12 protein-coding genes are annotated in these 18,120 nt (G+C 39.0%); 3 read left to right on the top strand and 9 right to left on the bottom strand.

All coding sequences use genetic code 11. From position 1 onward, the window contains the following. Positions 1–313 precede the first annotated feature (313 nt). Together SAE01_RS08175 and SAE01_RS08170 are read left to right on the top strand one after the other, a co-directional pair. Positions 314–1,999, top strand: a complete 1,686-nt coding sequence (locus tag SAE01_RS08175; RefSeq protein WP_147203260.1) for a M1 family metallopeptidase — start codon at positions 314–316, stop codon at positions 1,997–1,999. Between the two features lie 18 nt (positions 2,000–2,017). Then, positions 2,018–3,514 (top strand): polysaccharide biosynthesis C-terminal domain-containing protein, encoded by a 1,497-nt coding sequence (locus tag SAE01_RS08170; protein ID WP_147203259.1) that lies wholly within the window; start codon positions 2,018–2,020, stop codon positions 3,512–3,514. A 146-nt stretch (positions 3,515–3,660) separates the two neighbouring features. Here SAE01_RS08170 and glmM read toward each other — a convergent pair whose 3' ends face one another. From glmM to SAE01_RS08155, 3 genes are all read right to left on the bottom strand, one after another. After that, on the bottom strand, positions 3,661–5,046 hold the full coding sequence (gene glmM / locus SAE01_RS08165; RefSeq protein WP_147203258.1) for a phosphoglucosamine mutase: 1,386 nt from the start codon (positions 5,044–5,046) through the stop codon (positions 3,661–3,663). Between the two features lie 236 nt (positions 5,047–5,282). Then, the gene (locus tag SAE01_RS08160; protein ID WP_147203257.1) at positions 5,283–6,140 is read right to left on the bottom strand and encodes an alpha-1,2-fucosyltransferase; all 858 of its coding nucleotides are present in this window, start codon (positions 6,138–6,140) and stop codon (positions 5,283–5,285) included. Positions 6,141–6,223: 83 nt separating this feature from the next. After that, positions 6,224–7,168 (bottom strand): hypothetical protein, encoded by a 945-nt coding sequence (locus tag SAE01_RS08155; RefSeq protein WP_147203256.1) that lies wholly within the window; start codon positions 7,166–7,168, stop codon positions 6,224–6,226. A gap of 281 nt (positions 7,169–7,449) precedes the next feature. Between SAE01_RS08155 and SAE01_RS08150 the strand changes: the two genes are divergently transcribed. Beyond that, complete coding sequence (locus SAE01_RS08150) at positions 7,450–8,424, top strand: exostosin domain-containing protein (RefSeq protein ID WP_147203255.1); 975 nt, start codon at positions 7,450–7,452, stop codon at positions 8,422–8,424. 261 nt (positions 8,425–8,685) lie between these two features. Here SAE01_RS08150 and SAE01_RS08145 read toward each other — a convergent pair whose 3' ends face one another. From SAE01_RS08145 to SAE01_RS08120, 6 genes are all read right to left on the bottom strand, one after another. Further along, complete coding sequence (locus tag SAE01_RS08145) at positions 8,686–11,241, bottom strand: DUF5686 and carboxypeptidase-like regulatory domain-containing protein (protein WP_147203254.1); 2,556 nt, start codon at positions 11,239–11,241, stop codon at positions 8,686–8,688. 210 nt (positions 11,242–11,451) lie between these two features. Next, positions 11,452–11,634 carry a hypothetical protein gene (locus SAE01_RS08140; RefSeq protein WP_147203253.1) on the bottom strand — a complete coding sequence of 61 codons (183 nt, stop codon included), beginning with the start codon at positions 11,632–11,634 and terminating at the stop codon, positions 11,452–11,454. Between the two features lie 237 nt (positions 11,635–11,871). Then, on the bottom strand, positions 11,872–12,237 hold the full coding sequence (locus SAE01_RS08135; RefSeq protein WP_174834606.1) for a hypothetical protein: 366 nt from the start codon (positions 12,235–12,237) through the stop codon (positions 11,872–11,874). A 22-nt stretch (positions 12,238–12,259) separates the two neighbouring features. Continuing rightward, positions 12,260–12,841: an RNA polymerase sigma factor gene (locus SAE01_RS08130; RefSeq protein ID WP_147203252.1), complete on the bottom strand. Its 582-nt coding sequence runs from the start codon at positions 12,839–12,841 to the stop codon at positions 12,260–12,262. A gap of 170 nt (positions 12,842–13,011) precedes the next feature. Next, complete coding sequence (locus tag SAE01_RS08125; protein WP_147203251.1) at positions 13,012–14,424, bottom strand: efflux transporter outer membrane subunit; 1,413 nt, start codon at positions 14,422–14,424, stop codon at positions 13,012–13,014. Between the two features lie 175 nt (positions 14,425–14,599). Continuing rightward, positions 14,600–17,797 carry an efflux RND transporter permease subunit gene (locus tag SAE01_RS08120; protein WP_147203250.1) on the bottom strand — a complete coding sequence of 1,066 codons (3,198 nt, stop codon included), beginning with the start codon at positions 17,795–17,797 and terminating at the stop codon, positions 14,600–14,602. Between the last annotated feature and the right edge of the window lie 323 nt (positions 17,798–18,120).

The raw sequence follows: 18,120 nt of genomic DNA, 5'->3' as shown, positions 1-18,120 counted from the left end.
TGTTTAACCCCTTCTTTTGAAGTTTTACTAAATTGTCAAACACAGAATTCGTCATTTGCTAAAATTTGCTTCTAAATTTAAATATTGCATCCGCTCACATTTTCGTTTGTTAATACTTTAAAGCTTTCTATTAGTTATTAACAAATTTGATACACTATAAGAGGAATAAGGTTGATTTAAAGTTGCCTGAGCAATAAACAAAATGTACAAGAGTGCGACGCAAAACTGATGATAGTAGCAGAAATGCCAGTCCCTAACCCATTGCTCAGGTTGTATGAATTTAAGTATAACTACAAATCCCTACTTTTAATTCATGAAATGGAAAGAAGCCTTATTAGTCGTTGTTTGTTTTCTTTTTACTCTTATTTCTAAGGCTCAGCTTATGGAAGAAAAAAATCTTTTTACAAAAGCGGATACCCTAAGAGGAACTATTACGGAATATAGAAAAGGATGGGATGTTATCAGGTATGACCTAACTGTGCAACCTGACATCATTACAAAGAGTATTGAAGGAAAAAACCTGATTACTTATAAAGAAGACTTGCCGGTGCGTGTAATGCAAATTGATTTGCAGCAACCCCTTGCAATTGATAGTATCACTGGCAATAATAATAATTATAAATTTAGAAGAGACGGTAACGTATGCTTTGTTTATTTACGCGATAGTCTTGCCAAATACAAATTTGCTCCCGGCATAAGGCAGCTTACTGTCTATTACCATGGTACGCCGAAAGAGGCAAAAAGAGCTCCATGGGATGGCGGCTTAATCTGGAAAACTGACCTGAATAACAATCCCTTTATTGCTACAGCCTGCCAGGGATTAGGAGCAAGCATTTGGTGGCCGTGCAAAGATCACCAGAGCGACGAGCCTGATAGCGGAATGAGTATTCGTATAATCACCCCCGATACTTTGGTTGCCATTTCTAATGGGAGATTACAAAACGTCTCCAACTCCAAAGGTGGTTATAAGACATGGACATGGCAGGTGAAAAACCCGATCAACTCCTATGATGTTACTATGAACATAGGTAAATACACCAAATGGAGTGATACATTAATTGGAGAAGGCGGTAAACTGGATCTTGATTATTGGGTTTTAGATTATAACCTCGAAAAAGGTAAAAAGCAGTTTGAGCAAGTTAAGCCCATGATACGAAGCCATGAATACTGGTTTGGTAAATACCCATTTTACCAAGACAGTTATAAGTTGGTTGAGTCCCCTTTCTTAGGAATGGAGCACCAGAGTGCCGTAGCCTATGGAAATAAATTTGAGAATGGATACCTGGGGCGTGACTTGAGTGGATCAGGCTGGGGATTGAAATGGGATTTTATTATTATTCACGAAAGCGGACATGAGTGGTTTGGCAACAGTATAACTACTAAGGATCTAGCTGACATGTGGGTTCACGAGGGATTTACAAGCTATAGCGAGACTTTGTTTACTGAGACAATATTTGGTAAGCAAGCCGCCGCAGAGTACAATTTCGGAATAAGAAAAAATATAAGAAATGACAAGACCATTATTGGCTTTTACGGAGTAAATAAGGAAGGTAGCGGAGACATGTATTATAAAGCCTCGAATATGCTCAACATCATTAGGCAAGCAATTAATGATGATGCAAAATTTAGAAGCATTTTAAGAGGGATTAATTCGAAATTTTATCATCAAACCGTTACTACAAAACAAATTGAAGATTTTATTTCAAAAGAAAGTGGTCATGATTTCACAAAAATATTTGACCAGTATCTAAGATCTACTCAAGTCCCAACACTTGAATATTACTCGTCAAAAAATAAAAAGAAGCTTTTTTTTAGATGGGCTAACTGTACCAGCGGTTTCAATTTACCAATTATGATTTCTCAAGGAAAAGAAGACGTTGCCATTACGCCTACTGAAACCTGGAAAACTGCTACTTTACCAAAAAAAATTATGCTCTCAAATTTGTCTGATATTATAGAGAAGCGCTATTATGTAACAACAAAGCAAGTAAAAGAATAATTTTCAAGTTACCCATCAATGGCGAATATCCGCAAACAGGCAATCCTTAGTAGTATAATCGTTTATTTTGGTTTTTTTATCGGAGCTGTTAATACTTACTTCTTTACCCGCAACGGTTCTTTTTCGCCCGAGCAATTTGGTCTAACACGCATTTTTTATGATTTGGGCCAAAACATTTTTGTTTTTGGAAGTCTAGGTGTACTTCCTATCATGTATAAATTTTATCCCTACTACAAAAGTAACGTAGAGGATAAAAAGAACGATCTGCTGACATGGGCACTTACAGGCTCTTTTATCGGGTTTACCCTTGTCTTAATTTCCGGCTATGTCTTCGAACCGTTAGTTATTAAAAAATATATTCAACGCGCGCCTCTTGTACTAACCTATTACCACCTCATTTTTCCTTTTGGCTTCGGGATGCTATTCTTTTCAGTGCTTGAGGCTTTTTGCTGGACACTGCACAAAACCGTTGTCTCCAACTTTCTAAAGGAGACAGGAATGCGTTTGATTGTTTTTGCCCTGATTCTCTTATATCTCACAAAAGTTGTAAGCTTCGATACTTTTATAAAGCTATTCAGCCTGGTATACCTCATATTATTTTTTGCGATACTCTTATACCTCATAAAGCTTAAGAAATTCCACCTCACTTTCACTGTTAGTCGTCCGACAAAAAAGTTTAAAAAGAAAATGCTAAGTATGTGGGCGTTGGTTTACGGTGGAGTGATGATACAAATCGTCGCACAGACTATAGATACATTTATTATAGCAAGTCTAAAGGGATTAGGAAGTACAGGTGTGTTCAATCTTGCGCAATATGCAGCTAACCTTGTGCAAGTTCCGCAAAGAAGTATTCAGTCTATAACTACCGGCATTTTGTCGCAAGCTTGGAAAGACAAAAACTACGCGGAGATCAATAGAATTTATCAAAGAAGCTGTATTAATCTGTTGTTGTTGGCTGCTTTCATTTTCGGAAATATCTGGCTAAATATCAATGACGGCTTTGCTGTGTTCAATATACAGAAAGACTACAATGAGGGAATTTATGTTGTATTTGTTTTAGGGATAGCGAGGCTAATCGATGCAGGTACAGGCGTAAATGGAACTATTATTGGCACTTCTATTTTCTGGCGCTTCGATTTCATTAGTGGTGTTGTTCTACTTGCCTTCCGAATCCCTGTTACCTATCTTCTCATTAAGCACTACGGAATCATCGGCTCTGCCTTTGCCGAGGTTTTTTCGTATACCATTTACAACGGAATTCGTTTCGAGTTCCTCAGAAGAAGGTTTAATATGCAGCCCTTTACCATTAAAACTGTTTACTCTATAATAGTGGGTGCTGTCGCCTTCGCTGTTGCCTTCTTTTTATTCCGATCTACCACCGGATGGTTTAGTATAATAGGTAGATCGATTGTTTTTACTACCATTTTTATTACTGGCATATTTTACCTTCAACTTACCCCCGACGCTATCCAGTTGTACCATAAATTTAAGGAAAGATGGATGCCAGGTAAGTAAAAAAACCAGAGGGACTATTTTTATTAGAACGGTCTCTAGATCTTAGTTCAACTCCGGCTGTGTCACTCCCTTGTACGGTATAGCCAGTAGCAGCTTCTTCAAAAGTTGCTTTTAACTCTAAGATGTTCGGCGAAAACATGTAAGGGCTACATGTTTTCCCGAATGTCCTGCATTATTTTCCTGGCTATATTTTCAGCCGTAGTTTCAAAATTACTTTCAGCATAAATCCTGATAATAGGCTCGGTATTACTCGTGCGTAAATGAACCCAATCATTTTCGAATTCTATTTTCAAGCCGTCTTCTGTATTAATAGGGTTGTTTTTATACTTCGTTTTTATTTTGTCGAAGATCGATTGAACGTTTACCCCTTGGGCAAGTTCAATTTTATTTTTGCTTATAAAGTAATCAGGAAAAGTACCTCGGAGTTGTTTACTGCTTTTTTCGGTTTTGGCTAAAAAGGTCAAAAATAATGCAATACCTATTAAGGCATCACGACCATAATGCAAATCAGGAACGATGATACCACCATTTCCTTCCCCTCCAATCACTGCATTTACCTCCTTCATCCTATTCACCACATTCACTTCACCCACTGCACTCGGGAAGTACTCACCCCCATGTTTCAATGTAACGTCCTTGAGTGCTCTGGTGCTCGACATATTACTTACCGTATTACCGGGCCTTTGTTGTAAGACAAAGTCTGAAATGGCCACTAATGTGTATTCTTCGCCAAACAACGATCCATCCTCATTCACAAAACACAATCTGTCTACATCCGGGTCAACAGCAATTCCAAGATTTGCTTTTTTGCGGTTCACCTCTTTACACAACTCCATTAAGTGCTGAGGCAGTGGCTCGGGGTTATGTGCAAACTTGCCATTTACTTCTTCGTTCAGTATTGTTATGTCCTTCTCTCTAACACCTAAAGCCTTCAACAAAGCCGGTACTGCTATAGCTCCTGAACTATTGATTGCATCTATGACAATTTTAAATCTCTTTTTAGTAATAGCTCCCACGTCAACCAGAGGATAGTTGACTACCGCATCTATGTGCTGCTGTAAAGAAGTTTCATTTTGAGTATAAGTGCCCAGCTTATCAACCGTCGCAAATGTGAAATCTTCTTTTTCAGCTAAAGCAAGTATAACCTCTCCGTCTTCCCCACTAATAAATTCTCCTTTACCATTTAGTAATTTTAAAGCGTTCCACTCTTTAGGATTATGGCTAGCGGTAAGTATAATTCCGCCTGCGGCTTTTTCAAACAAAACAGTCATTTCAACTGTCGGGGTAGTGGTTAAAGCAACATTAACAACATCTAAACCTAATGCAGTAAGTGTGCTTACCACCAGACCTTGCACCATCTCGCCGCTTATTCTACCATCCCTCCCAACAATTACCTTTTTACCTCCACCCTGTTGTAAAAGCCAGCTTCCATAAGCCGCAGTAAACTTAACAACATCGAGTGGACTCAACGTATTTCCCGGCTTTCCTCCTATTGTTCCCCTTATGCCCGATATACTTTTAATAAGTGCCATTGGCTTTTTTATTCGAATGCAAACATAAAAGAAAAAATCCTTGTTAAAGCATTGCGGGTAAAAGCAATTGCACTTTAAATCAACAAAGGATTATCGTAAGAAAGAGGTACTCGAGAATAAATGAAACTTCGAAAAACCGTCCATGTTTTTATTAAGAACGGGATACAAATAAAGAGTAATAAGATTGGCAATTCAACGAGAGCAGTAGCCCCTGATTAAATATTATTGCATTGAAACTATAGCTTATACCATGCTTCCGGAAGCAAATCGTTTGAATTTTTTGAGGTAGTATTAAACCAGTTTTTGGGAGCAACAACAATTTTTTCATTATAGTTATTCAGGTAAGCGCTCCACCAGCTGAAAGTACTATTCGCAATTATATTGTGTTTGCAATGTTGCATTAAATAAAAGTCTTCGTAATTCCTGCTTGTTATTGCTCCTGAGACAAATTCAAAGTCATAATTCAGCGTCATATTTTTTCCTACAAATTCAATATCATCAGAAAAAAAATAGACCTTCAAATTCCCTGTTTTCTTTTGCAGCAAAGACAATGCTTTCTTGTAATAATCTAAACGCAAAAGACCCATTACTTTTTCGACGTTCGGGTTAGTATAATCCCCTCTCCTAATATGCACTGCCACAGAGTTTTCTTTACGCATAGCCTCTGCTTTAGGCCTAAGGTGTATTACCAGCTTATCTTTCAAAATAAACTCATGCCGGATGGTGTCTTTAATTGAGGAAAAATATTTTTCGCTTTGCCATAAACCTTTCAAATAGGAATTAGAAGGAGCACTAAAGAACTTGTTATAAAAATGGGAATAGGGCTCAACAAAAAAGATTTTCTTATGTACTGGAAGAATTTTTGAGCATGCCTTCGTAAAGAAGTTCTTGCTATTAAATTTTTCTATTTCGTCCACCGACGCTAACTGAACTTGGGCATTAAAACGTTCTAATTCAAAGCTTGCAAAATCTACGGTTTTATAAAAAGAATTTTCAATTTTTAGAGGAACTTGGTGATACTCTGCAAGTGCCCTCCCTGCGGCATATTGAAAAAGTTGATTTCCTAATCCTCCATTTATTTGTGTAATTATCAAGTTTTATTGTTTAATAAGATCTATAATTTGATAGGAAGGATAAAGAGTACGTTATAATAACCCTGTTTAAAACTATACAACAATTACGAACGTCTATAAAAACGACTAATTAACGCTGCCATGGATATTTTAAAAAACTTTCTTTTTATATAGCTATCACTATAAAGCCGTATTGGACTATTTGAATTTTGCCAATAGCCCCGGTCAGCTTGCGTTGGCCCTATAGCTTTAAAAGCAGAATAAATAAATTTCTTATTCCAAGGTTTAACGCGTCCAATCGCGTGAGACATGATAAAACCCCCGGGAACAAAATCCATTCCTTCTGGTCCGACTTCGCTAAGGGGCGAAACACAGCACATAGCAGCAGTGTTGAGAGCATCTTGATCAGCATTATAAAACAAGTAAGTTCTATCTTTCGTTTGAAATCCTTTTGTCGGTTTGAGATTAAAATGGTCTTTTGCTATTTCTATTACTCTCGCCCAAATTGTTAAAAACTCTATATTTTCTTTATTCACACCACAAAAGCCACTGTTGAAGTATCCTGTTACATCCCTTGTAGTACGGAAGTTTATTTTATCAATAACTTTTTTCCATTCACCTCTCAGGGGATGAGTTGCTGGAAAACTAGGATTTTCCTGCACAAGGCTGACACCATGAGTCATCCAAGTTTCAAAAGCTATCCATTTACATTTAATAACAATATCCGGATCGAAGTAAGCAATAGCATTTGCATGACTAGCAATTCCATTAAATAACTCAATCAGAAAAGTAGGCTTGTAAAATGCTAAATGATACGTGGATTTAATAGGTAAGAAATGAATTTTTAAGTCTTCCGCCACCTTTAATGTTGATGCATCTTCCCAAGACAATTCTGTATTTTTTTTTCTGTCTGAACACCAGGGCGGTAGTTCGCCCTTATACCCTACATAAACTGCTCCCCTATAATTATTGTTGTAGAGCGAGTTAACGAGGGCAGCAACACCATAGTGATGCTGCTTTTCGAAAAGGGTACAGGCTATGAATGCCATCGATGAAAGTTAGTTTTGATTAAGTGTGGCTTCGGAGAGTAAGTATAAATAACTTCCGCGGACAATTTGACGATTTATTCCAATCAAACGTTGCTCCGCGGATAATTTAGGTCTTTAAGTAGCCTACCGACGTGTATTTTTAATACCCTACTACTCCCGAAAAGACACTCGCTTTACTCCTTTTTTCGCAATGGCGTTATAGAACTTGGTTGATTAATGCAATTTCCTTCTCTAATTTAATAATTAGGGTTGACAATTATAAAAGTTAAATAAATTACAGTATGAAAGCGTTTCTTACTTCCACGTACAACTATAAAGACTATAGTCCAGCCAAATGGCTAAAGTCGAAAAGCACATCCCAAAACTGTACATGTATTGATAATGGTGAGGACGCCGATGTAATCATTTTTGTAGAGTCTCATCCAACAATTGACCCTTATTTTAGAAAGTTGTTTCGCGATAAGACATACTTAGCTTATAAAAGAAAGTGTGTACTATATCATGACGCTGATTTATCGATTACGCCTCTACCAACGATTTCGCCCTCAATTGAAAGATGGCAATATAACCCTAAGCATAAAAGATCAGCGCATTATATAGCCCGGTATCGTGAAAACAAAACGATTGATAACGCCCTAATAAACTATAATAATAGTCGTAAATATTTATACAGTTTTATAGGGTCAAAAACCCATGCTGTACGAAATGCCATAATTAATATAGCACCCCGTCAAGACGTTTATATTAAAGATACAACCGGGTCACAAGCATGGGAGCTCAATGTAGAAGAAGCATTAAAGTATGAAAGAGAATACCTGGAAGTGATGGATGAAAGTTACTTCATTCTTTGTCCTCGAGGAATTGGCCCAAGTACATATCGGTTGTTTGAGGCAATGCAGCTTGGCCGCGTCCCCGTAATTATTTCCGATTCATGGGTGGAAATACTTGGTGTAGATTGGGATTCGTTTTCAATAAGAATTCCCCAGTCAAAAGTTTCGCAGATAGAACAGATATTACAGGATAGAAAAGAAGAAGCTGTCGCTATGGGTAAACAAGCTCGAGAGGCATGGGAGAAAAACTTTTCACCTGAAGTTTCTTTGGATCGTATTGTAGGAGCTGCGATTGAATTAATCAAAAACGAGTATTCATATTACGACTCTATTAAAGATTATCTACAATTTTTACAAGACCCTTTTCACTTCAAGAACCTTCTGAGATATAAAAAAAATAAACTTCGAAGAAAATACAAACTGTAACACCAGGATTAAAACGGCTACTCCCTACTCATAATCTTCATCGAATAGCTTCGAAATAAAAGGTTTTAATATTATGAGTAGTAGAACTAGTACGATTATTATTAGTAGTTTCATTTTAGCAGGTTTAGCCTAGATAGACTTCTTTAACATAAAAATGTTTAAGGTCCTTGTAAAGTTTTTTTTAATATAATTTCTTTCAGGGTTGATGAAAAACTTATAAATATTGCAAATAAGTGCTTTTATTGTACAAACTAGTTGGCACTAAAAATCAAACTTAAACCTTGTCCTTATTCCCCATTGAGATACTTCGGGATGATTTAAATAAGTGAGCCTTTTAACCACATCCACTCTTACCAGCTTGAAAATATTGGCTATGCCTGCACTTACTTCTACATAGGGCGTACTACCTAAAGTATAAGTATCGGCTGCACCACTTTCGGCGTCTGTTGGAAACTTAATGGCGGCACTGTTACTTACCGGATTGTTTTCGTTTCTTACGCCGCCATATAATATTTTACCCGTTATCACCTCACGTAGTTTCAACCTTTTTATTAGAGGAATTTTATTAAAGAAAAATCCGTTGAAGTAATGATCTACATTCACTCCTGCAAAATGATCACTTACAAACTCCATAAAGTTCATCATGTTGTACGAATTGAGCTGGTATGAATACGTTTGGTTTGCCCTATGTATTGTTAACAATGGGAAAGGCACTTTTCCAAAGATATAACCTCCTTCAACTGCGACATCTGTATAACCAAACTGGGAAAGATAAAACCGCTTCGCTATGTTCAAATTCAGGTTATGGTAGTTGTATTCTCCTTTAGCCAGTCCTTTAATTCCTGCTATATATCTTAATTTAAAAATTGGGTATTTATTGATGATAGGTATCCGGTACACCTTACCTTGGTAAAACTGCTCGTGCGGCGCCCAGCGGATCTCTGCAGATAGTTCTGAAGTAGTTACATCAGGTATGTTATTGATGTGACCCTCACTTACTTTTTCATATACAATAGAGCCTGCGGGTGTTTGTTTCCAGTTTTTAAAGCCCGCTGTTACTGACCAGTTTTTTGCAAACTCCCTTACATATTCTGCTTTGAAAATATTATTGTACAACCATTTATCGTTGTTGCCTCTTTTAAAAGAAAGGAAGAAGTTGTCCTCCTGCACGAACTGTAGTTCCTGCCCCGGGATCTTTGTGTCATATTGATAGCTGAGCCTCAAAAAATTGAGCGGGTAACCATAAACAGACTCATGATTAAAAGAGTACGTTCCGGATAAAAAGTATTTCAACTTTTCGTCTTTAAAACCATAAGCGAGGTAATTTTCAAAATACAATGACTTGTTGAAGTTCGGAGTGGAGCGGCCACCTGCACGTAAACGAAATCCTTCAACCGGGTTGAAACTGTAAAAAGCACTTACCGGTCCAACTTCATAATTAGGTCCTGCCTGCTTGTAACCTGCCAATACTAATGTCGCAATATCCATAAACCTTTTGTAGGATTTAAGGTTTTGCAGGCTATCAATGTTCTTATACACTTTCGCTTCTACATCTGTTAGCTGAGGATGGCGATGTGCTATCCAAAAAGTATCAGACAGACTGTTATTATTCACGCTTATATCACTTACGACCGGTGCGCCTGCATACACACTTTCAGCTTCAGGTTTGTTTATTGTGAAATTCTTAAACGAAACGGTACGCTCTCCAACAATACCTCCACCAGAATTTTTTGCCAGGGCAAATTCCGTAGCAGTGTTGGTGCTAATGACATGATAACGGCCGTCAGGTCCTTTTTCAAAATCCTGTTTTATTTGGAGGTCTCTTACCCAGTTTAGATTCGCATGTTTGCTTATGCTCATGTTGATCTTCTGTATCGAGTAGTTGCCGTCGAGCGTAATAAACATAATCCCTTTAAAAAGAAGATCAGTTGGATTCTTTGGAGCGAAGCTTAAACGGATCAATTTTATCCCGTCATTCTCCACTGTATCCGTTATATAAAACCGGTAAAAAGTCGGGGCAAGGTCTGCTATCGGGCTAAGGAACTGGTTAGTTAGTAAAGCGATGTTATTTTGATAAATATCCACATCCTCATACAACCGGTTCAGGTAACTCTTTATACCGTTATTGTCGAGGAAGTCACCATAGTTCACCTGCTTCTCACCCAGCACATACGTCTTCTGCTTTTCAGGATTCTTACGGTAATACTTCTGTGATAGTTTCTCGGCCAGGTAAACAGGCAGCAAATATTTGCCTTCCAATTTCGACGTATCAACATTATCAAAAACAAACGTAAAGTTTTTAACCAACTTGTTTTTTAAAAGCTTCTCCGGTTTGTTGGTAAGAGACAGTTCCATCTTTTCATACTGCTCATATTCTACGAAGTCATAGCTGCTAATCCTGTTCTTGTCTTTGTTAGCAATTACCTTTCTTATCAGGTCTACTGCTGGGTTATTCTTATTAGAATATTTACCCCTTTTCGACTTTACAGTTACACTGTTTTTCGCATCAGTAACAGCGAGTTCAACATCTAATGTTTGCTCCTGGTTTGGAACAATTGCTTTAGTTATTGTTTTGTATCCCACATAAGAAAACTTAATGCTCTTTGCAGCCGAATTATTCGTTGCATATATATAGCTGCCATCTTCTTTAGTCGTAACCCCTTTGCCATCCTGCACATAAACGCTTACCGACTGAAGCGGCTCTTTTGAAACCGCATCACGTACCACGCCTTTTACAATTGTTTGTGAATATGAAACACTACCGGTGGTAATGATTATTATTAAACCATATAAAATAGCCTGTGTAAAATTTTTCATCTTGTTCAATTTTAACGCCCGTAGGAAACGAGCTTTTTTAGTTGATTTTTCTATTTAATAGAAATTGGATTTTTTTGATTGCCTGCATTTTCTCTTGTGGCGACATCCTTGCGTCGCACTCTTGTACTTCAAAACCTGGAGGAACAAAGCATCTTATCGAACAGTCATTAAAACGTGCAGGTAGCTTCGTTCCTCTAAGTCCTGGCGAACTCATTCAATAGCCCACATATCCAATTCTAACTCCTTTTTTCTCCTCGTAGTTTTCCAACTTGTAATTGAAAATTTGTCTACAAACATTTTAATAAATATGAAGGCAGTAGTTATGGTTGCTAGTAGTTGAAGCAAGTTTGCTTCGGGCAGATATAATGCTATAAATTGAAATAAGAGTTTCATAATGCAGTGATATATTTTTATAAATAAAAGTGTATGCAACTGCTATTACTAATCATGGGGCTTGATGGTAATAACAGCAAATCTTCGTAGGCAAGTAATCGTAATAAAGGCAGGTCCGGCTCTATGGTACGCCGTAGTTTCAAATCTCCTCCATCAGGAGGTTTGAACTTTTATCGTACGTATTTTCTTTTTTCAAAAAGAATGATTGTAATAGTGGATTAGCAATAGCGGAGGGCACTACTCCGAAGCGCTGGTTGACTTTTCCTTTCTGTTCATTGCCCATCCACCGCTGCAACGGTTCTTCCATTCGGCTTTAAATTTTTCTCTTTCTTCAGGCGTCATGCTACCAAATTTTTCCCTCATGCTGTTTTTCCAGTTATGATCTCCTCCACGTTTCCAACCACCTCCACGTCCAAAACCGCCGAATAGAATCTTACTCAATACAAGTATTCCTAACGCTTGTGTAAACGTGATGGTATTTACTCCTATCACAGCCGGTAGAATTGCATTCCATAGTGCCATCACAATTGCTCCAAAAACGATGAGAGCTGCAACAAAACACATAGCTATCATCAAACCTTTTTTAAACCAAAACCTTTTCATCGTAATATTTTTAATAATGATTTTAATAATTCAATAACTCATCCCTCAAACTTTGTAACCTTACTCTTAAGTGTAACACTGCATATCGCTTTCGGCTAATGAGCGTTGCTACACTTACCCCTGCTTCCGCAGCCATTTCTTTAAATGGAATGTCTTCAATTTCATTTTTCACAAATGCATCTCTTTGTTCCGCCGGCAGTTCATCCAGGGCAAGCTGCAGCTCCTCCCAAAATAAACTGCGCACATATTCAGTTTCAGGATTGTCGTCAGTAGCAAGCAACATCTCTTTCCAGTCAAACGTTTCGTCCTCGCTTACAGACGTACTAAATACATCGTCAGCCAAGGGCAAAGAATGTTTGCGGTACTTATCGGTTATTTTATTTCTTGCCACTTTAAACAACCAATTTCCTGCTTGTTCTATCGGTTCTGTGTTTGCAGCAAACTGGTAGAAAACATCCTGCAGAATATCTTCAGCGTCTTCATTTCCTGAAACCCTTTGTTTAATAAACCCAAGCAACCGCCTGCTATATTCTTTTATTGTTTGCGATATAGTATTGCTTTGCCCGGCTAACATTTGTGTTTCTATGTGGAGACTATCATCCATGTAAAGAAGTAGACGAATGGTGATCTACAATGTTTTAAAAGTTTGAGAAAAAGTTATAAAATATATTATAAGCATTATTTGTTGCCCCTCGCCCTAAAGGGAGCTTTCAAAGAGCAGATCCTTTTGGAACAGTATATCTCCCTCCTCCCTTCAGGGCTGGGGCGTCTCCTCTATTTCCATCCCCCACCCAACGACCTGTATAACTCAACCTTTGCGCTTAATTGTTCACGTGTTATTGAAGCGAGTTCGAGCTCGCTTTGTAATACATTGCTTTGAGCGGTGATTACTTCCAGGTAGTTTGCCATGCCCGTCTTGAACAACATGTTTGCATTTGATATGCCTTTCTGTAAAGTATTTACACGTTGTAGCAGGATGCTCTTTTCTGTCTGCAGTTTTTCAATTCTTACCAATGCATCAGACACTTCACCCACTGCATTTAGTACCGATTGCCTGAACTCAATTACCGTTTTTTCCCTGTTAACCCTGGCTAAATCGTATGCAGTTGTTAGTTGCTTTTTCTGAAATAATGGCTGTGCTAAACCACCAGCTACAGCACCAAACAACGAGGCAGGAATATTGAACCAGTTGCTTGTTCTAAAGGAGTTCAGACCACCACCGGCAGTAATAGTAAGCGATGGATACATGTTTGCTCTTGCAATACCAACCTGTGCATTTGCAATGTCTAAAGCAAGTTCATTACTCTTTACATCAGGTCTGCGACTTACCATTTCTGAGGGAACACCAGCGCTCAAACTATCAGCAACATTTACTTGACTCAACAACCCATTTCTCTGTATGCTATCTGGCAATTCGCCTGCTAAAATGCTTAAAGCATTTTCCTGTATCTCAATGTTTTGCTCCAGTTGTGGTACGAGTGCTGCGGCTGTCAGTTGTTGAGCTTCTGCCTGCTGAATGGCTAATGCAGTTACCTGTCCTGCATCGAACTGTAATCTTATAATTCTTAATGTGCTATCGTTTAAAGCGATGTTTTTCTTTGCAATCGCTATTTGTGCATCAAGCATTAACAGGTTATAAAAGCCTTGCGATACACTTGCCACGATGTTGGTTTGAATTGCTTTTTTAGCTTCTTCAGTTTGCAGGTAAGCCGCTAATGCACTTGCTTTCTGGTTTTTTATTTTGCCCCAGATATCTGCTTCCCATGACAAGGCTATGTTTGCTGAATAATCTTCGACGTGAGTGGTGTTTAAAAAAGATTTAGCACTCAAACCGTTTAAACTATTGTCTGAAGGACGGTTAGAATTTGCGGTAACCTGTAACCTTGCGTCTGGCAGGTAGTTCCACTTTGTTTGTTTCATTAACAACTCGGAAGCTTCAATATTTTTTACAGCCAGTTGCATGTCATAATTTTTTGCAATGGCTTTATCAATCAGCCTTTGCAATGAAGCGTCTGTGAAAAAACGTTTCCATTCTATATCTGCAATGCTTGACTTGTCTTCTGTAGCTGCGTTTCTAAAGTTGGTTGGTAGTTCTGCTATGGGCTTTTCAATATCCTTAGATACATTACATGCCGCCAACACTACAAGCATCAGGATAAAAGCAACACTATTTTTAATTCTGGTCATTTTGTTAGTCTTTTAATTTTTCGTTTAAGTTCTTCGTCATTGCGAGGCACGAAGCAATCCCCTTCATTATTCAACGACTCAGGAGATTGCTTCGTCATCGTTCCTCCTTCTCGCAAGGACGAACAGTAAGAGCAGTACTGCTCCTAATAATACCATAAATCCTACACATCCCGGTTCACGCAAGTACTCCATTTGATTGATGTATCGGTTCTACATAATGCCTTGGAATAACCACTTTCGGTCTACCGGTTATTTTCTCCTGCAAGTATTGGAAAATGACAAAGAGCACAGGTATGATAAAGAGACCTAAGATGACACCTGTTACCATACCTCCAGCGGCACCAATACTGATAGAATGGTTACCTTGGGCCGATGGGCCAGTTGCGATACTCATCGGGAATAGCCCGAATACAAAGGCCAGCGACGTCATGATGATGGGACGCAATCTTAACTTTGCTGCCTCTATTGCGGATTGCACCAATCCCAGTCCTGCCTTACGCCTTTGCACCGCAAATTCAATAATCAGTATGGCGTTTTTAGCAAGTAAGCCTATGAGCATTATCAGGGCTACCTGTACATAGATGTTGTTTTCGATACCGGTTAAACCCAGCACTACAAACACACCGAAAATACCTGTAGGGATAGAGAAGATAACCGCGAGTGGCAACAGGTAACTTTCGTACTGGGCAGCGAGCAGGAAGTAGACAAACACCAGGCAAAGTATAAAGACAATGACTGCCTGTCCGCCTGATGAAATTTCCTCACGTGTCTGGCCTGAAAATTCGTAGGCATAACCTGAAGGCAATTGCTCTTTCGCTGTTTCCTCAATTGCCTTGATGGCATCTCCCGAACTAAAGCCAGGCTTAGGAATGGCATTGACTTGTATTGAATTAAACAGGTTATAACGAGAGGCAGTTTCTGACCCATACACACGAGTTAGTTTCACCAGTGTATTTATAGGCACCATATCACCTAATTTGTTTTTTACAAACACACGGTCGATAGATGCAGGGTCAGTTCTGTCGGCAATATCCGCCTGAACAACTACCCGGTAATATTTACCAAAGCGGTTAAAGTCTGATGCCTGCGCACTACCAAAATAAGCCTGCATAGTCGCTAAAACATCCTTCACACTTACGCCCAGTTGATTGGCTTTATCATCATTAACCTCTAATTGCAATTGTGGATAATCTGCTTTGAAAGTGGTAAAGGCAAAGGCTATTTCCTTCTTCTGCATGAGCTTGCCGATGAAGTTGTTCGCAACACCGCTGAACTTATCCAGCTTGCCACCGGTCTTATCCTGCAGGACAAGGTCTAACGCTTCTACGTTGCTAAATCCCGGTACGGTCGGAAAGCTAAAGACGAAGAATGTACCACCAGCTACAGCCGCTAACTGTCCACGTATGATGTTTTGTATAGCGTTGATGTCCTTTACTTCTCCCCTGTCTTTATTTGGTTTTAACAGCACAAATACTACCGCTGCTGACGGGCTGTTTGATGAAGTCAACAGGTTAAATCCTGATATCGCCGTAACAAATCTTGCTGACGGTAATGCCCTTAATTTTTCTTCGGCCTGGCTAAGAATTTTTGTAGTTCCATCAAGTGATGTTCCTGATGGCGTTGATACAGAGATGGCAACAAATCCCTGGTCTTCTGTTGGAATGAAACCTGACTTCGTAGTGGTCACCAAATAGAAGGTAATCAAAGTGACTAATGCAAGTGCACCCATGCTAATCCATTTATGTCTTATCAAGAACTTGATACTTCCAACGTAGCGATTAGTAACGGTATTGAAGCTGCTGTTAAAACCATCGAAGAACTTTTGTTTGAAGCTTCTTTTTTTGGTGATAGTACCGTCGTCGTGCACCGCATGTTTATCTTTTAAAAACAAGGCTGCCAAGGCCGGACTTAGTGTCAAAGCATTCACCGCTGATATCACAATAGCGATTGCCATTGTAAAGGCAAATTGCCTGTAAAATATACCGGTTGAACCACTCATAAAACCAACCGGCAGAAACACGGCAGCCATAACGAGCGTGATGGAAATAATAGCTCCCGTAATTTCATGCATCGCTTCTGTTGTAGCTGCTTTCGGAGCGAGATGTTTCGTTTCCATTTTTGCGTGTACAGCCTCTACCACCACAATGGCGTCGTCCACCACAATACCGATTGCCAATACCAATGCAAACATGGTTAACAGGTTTATGGAAAATCCAAAAAGGCTCATGAAAAAGAAGGTTCCTAAAATGGCTACCGGAACTGCTATTGCAGGTATAAGTGTTGACCTGAAATCCTGTAAGAAAATAAACACTACGATAAATACCAGCGCAAAAGCTTCCAGCAACGTATGTTGAACCTGTGAAATAGATTCATCGAGAGCAGTTTTGGTACGATAAAAATTATCGTATTTAATACCGGCAGGAAAGTCTTTTGATGCTTTTTCCATCAGCTTGTCAATCGCTACCTGGATATCGTTGGCATTTGAACCTGCCAATTGAATAATACCGATACCAATACCGTCTTTACCATTTAAGTGTGTTGCGCTGTTATATGAATAGGAACCTAACTCAACATGGGCGACATCTTTTAAATGCAACACTGAACCATCAGCGTTTGCACGGAGAGCGATGTTTTCATACTCCTCAGGTTTCGTCAGCTTGCCTTTGTATTTAATCACGTATTCGAACACTTCGCCGCTCTGTTCGCCCAATTTTCCAGGCGCTGCTTCAAGATTTTTATCCTGTATAGCTGCCATCACTTCGGCAGGTGTTATTTTATAAATTGCCATTTGGCTCGTATTAAACCATACCCGCATCGAGTAATCTTTCACCCCACCAAATATGGTCGCAGAACCAACACCCGGAATACGTTTTATTTCAGGAATAATATTAATCTGCGCATAATTGGCAACAAACGTCTGGTCATATTTTTTCGGGTCTTCCGTATAAATGCCAATTGCTTCTATGAAACTGTTTTGTTGTTTGGTAGTGGTAATTCCTTGTTGTACCACTTCTGCCGGTAATTGGCTGGTTGCTTGTGTTACACGATTTTGAACGTTCACTGCTGCCTGGTCAGGATTGGTGCCTTGTTTAAAGAAAACGGTGATGGCCAGTGAACCATCATTGCTGGCGGTAGAACTGATGTAGCTCATGTCTTCAACGCCGTTGATGCTTTCTTCAAGTGAAGGAGCCACGGAACGTAAAACGGTTTCAGCATTTGCGCCAGGGTAAACTGCTCTTACCAGAACAGCCGGCGGGGCGATATCAGGAAATTGTTGCAGGGGCAAACGGATTAACCCCATCACGCCTAATACGACCAGTAGAATTGAAATAACGGTTGCTAAAACCGGTCTTTCTATAAATTTTTTGAACATGGTAATTGAATTGAGATTGTCTGAATAATCAGTGGTAATAGTTTTTTATTGGGCCATCATAGGTTCGCTGTGCATCTCCGGTTGTGTCACTCCCTTGTACGGTATCTTTTCGTGGGCCCCCTCTGAACTGGGATTTATGGGATTTGTTGGATTTATGGGAAATGGAGAAAAAGTGTTGATTTTCGTTTAATCCGTCAAATCCTTTTAATCCTACAAAATCAAGGCTCAGACAAGGGCATAGGTTTGGCTGTTTAGGCTTTTCACGGCTGTTTTTGTCTGAACCAGGATTTATGGGATTTGTTGGATTTATGGGAAATCGAGAA

It is taken from the genome of Segetibacter aerophilus (assembly GCF_007991655.1).
Taxonomy (GTDB): Bacteria; Bacteroidota; Bacteroidia; order Chitinophagales; family Chitinophagaceae; genus Segetibacter; species Segetibacter aerophilus.
Note: the sequence above shows the minus strand (reverse complement) of the source record. Positions and strands in the feature narration are given on the sequence as shown.

Coding starts and splice junctions, on each gene's coding strand:
- SAE01_RS08175 (WP_147203260.1), top strand. CDS start 314: ATGAAATGGAAAGAAGCCTTATTAGTCGTTGTTTGTTTTCTTTTTACT.
- SAE01_RS08170 (WP_147203259.1), top strand. CDS start 2,018: ATGGCGAATATCCGCAAACAGGCAATCCTTAGTAGTATAATCGTTTAT.
- glmM (WP_147203258.1), bottom strand. CDS start 5,046: ATGGCACTTATTAAAAGTATATCGGGCATAAGGGGAACAATAGGAGGA.
- SAE01_RS08155 (WP_147203256.1), bottom strand. CDS start 7,168: ATGGCATTCATAGCCTGTACCCTTTTCGAAAAGCAGCATCACTATGGT.
- SAE01_RS08150 (WP_147203255.1), top strand. CDS start 7,450: ATGAAAGCGTTTCTTACTTCCACGTACAACTATAAAGACTATAGTCCA.
- SAE01_RS08145 (WP_147203254.1), bottom strand. CDS start 11,241: ATGAAAAATTTTACACAGGCTATTTTATATGGTTTAATAATAATCATT.
- SAE01_RS08140 (WP_147203253.1), bottom strand. CDS start 11,634: ATGAAACTCTTATTTCAATTTATAGCATTATATCTGCCCGAAGCAAAC.
- SAE01_RS08135 (WP_174834606.1), bottom strand. CDS start 12,237: ATGAAAAGGTTTTGGTTTAAAAAAGGTTTGATGATAGCTATGTGTTTT.
- SAE01_RS08130 (WP_147203252.1), bottom strand. CDS start 12,841: ATGGATGATAGTCTCCACATAGAAACACAAATGTTAGCCGGGCAAAGC.
- SAE01_RS08125 (WP_147203251.1), bottom strand. CDS start 14,424: ATGACCAGAATTAAAAATAGTGTTGCTTTTATCCTGATGCTTGTAGTG.
- SAE01_RS08120 (WP_147203250.1), bottom strand. CDS start 17,797: ATGTTCAAAAAATTTATAGAAAGACCGGTTTTAGCAACCGTTATTTCA.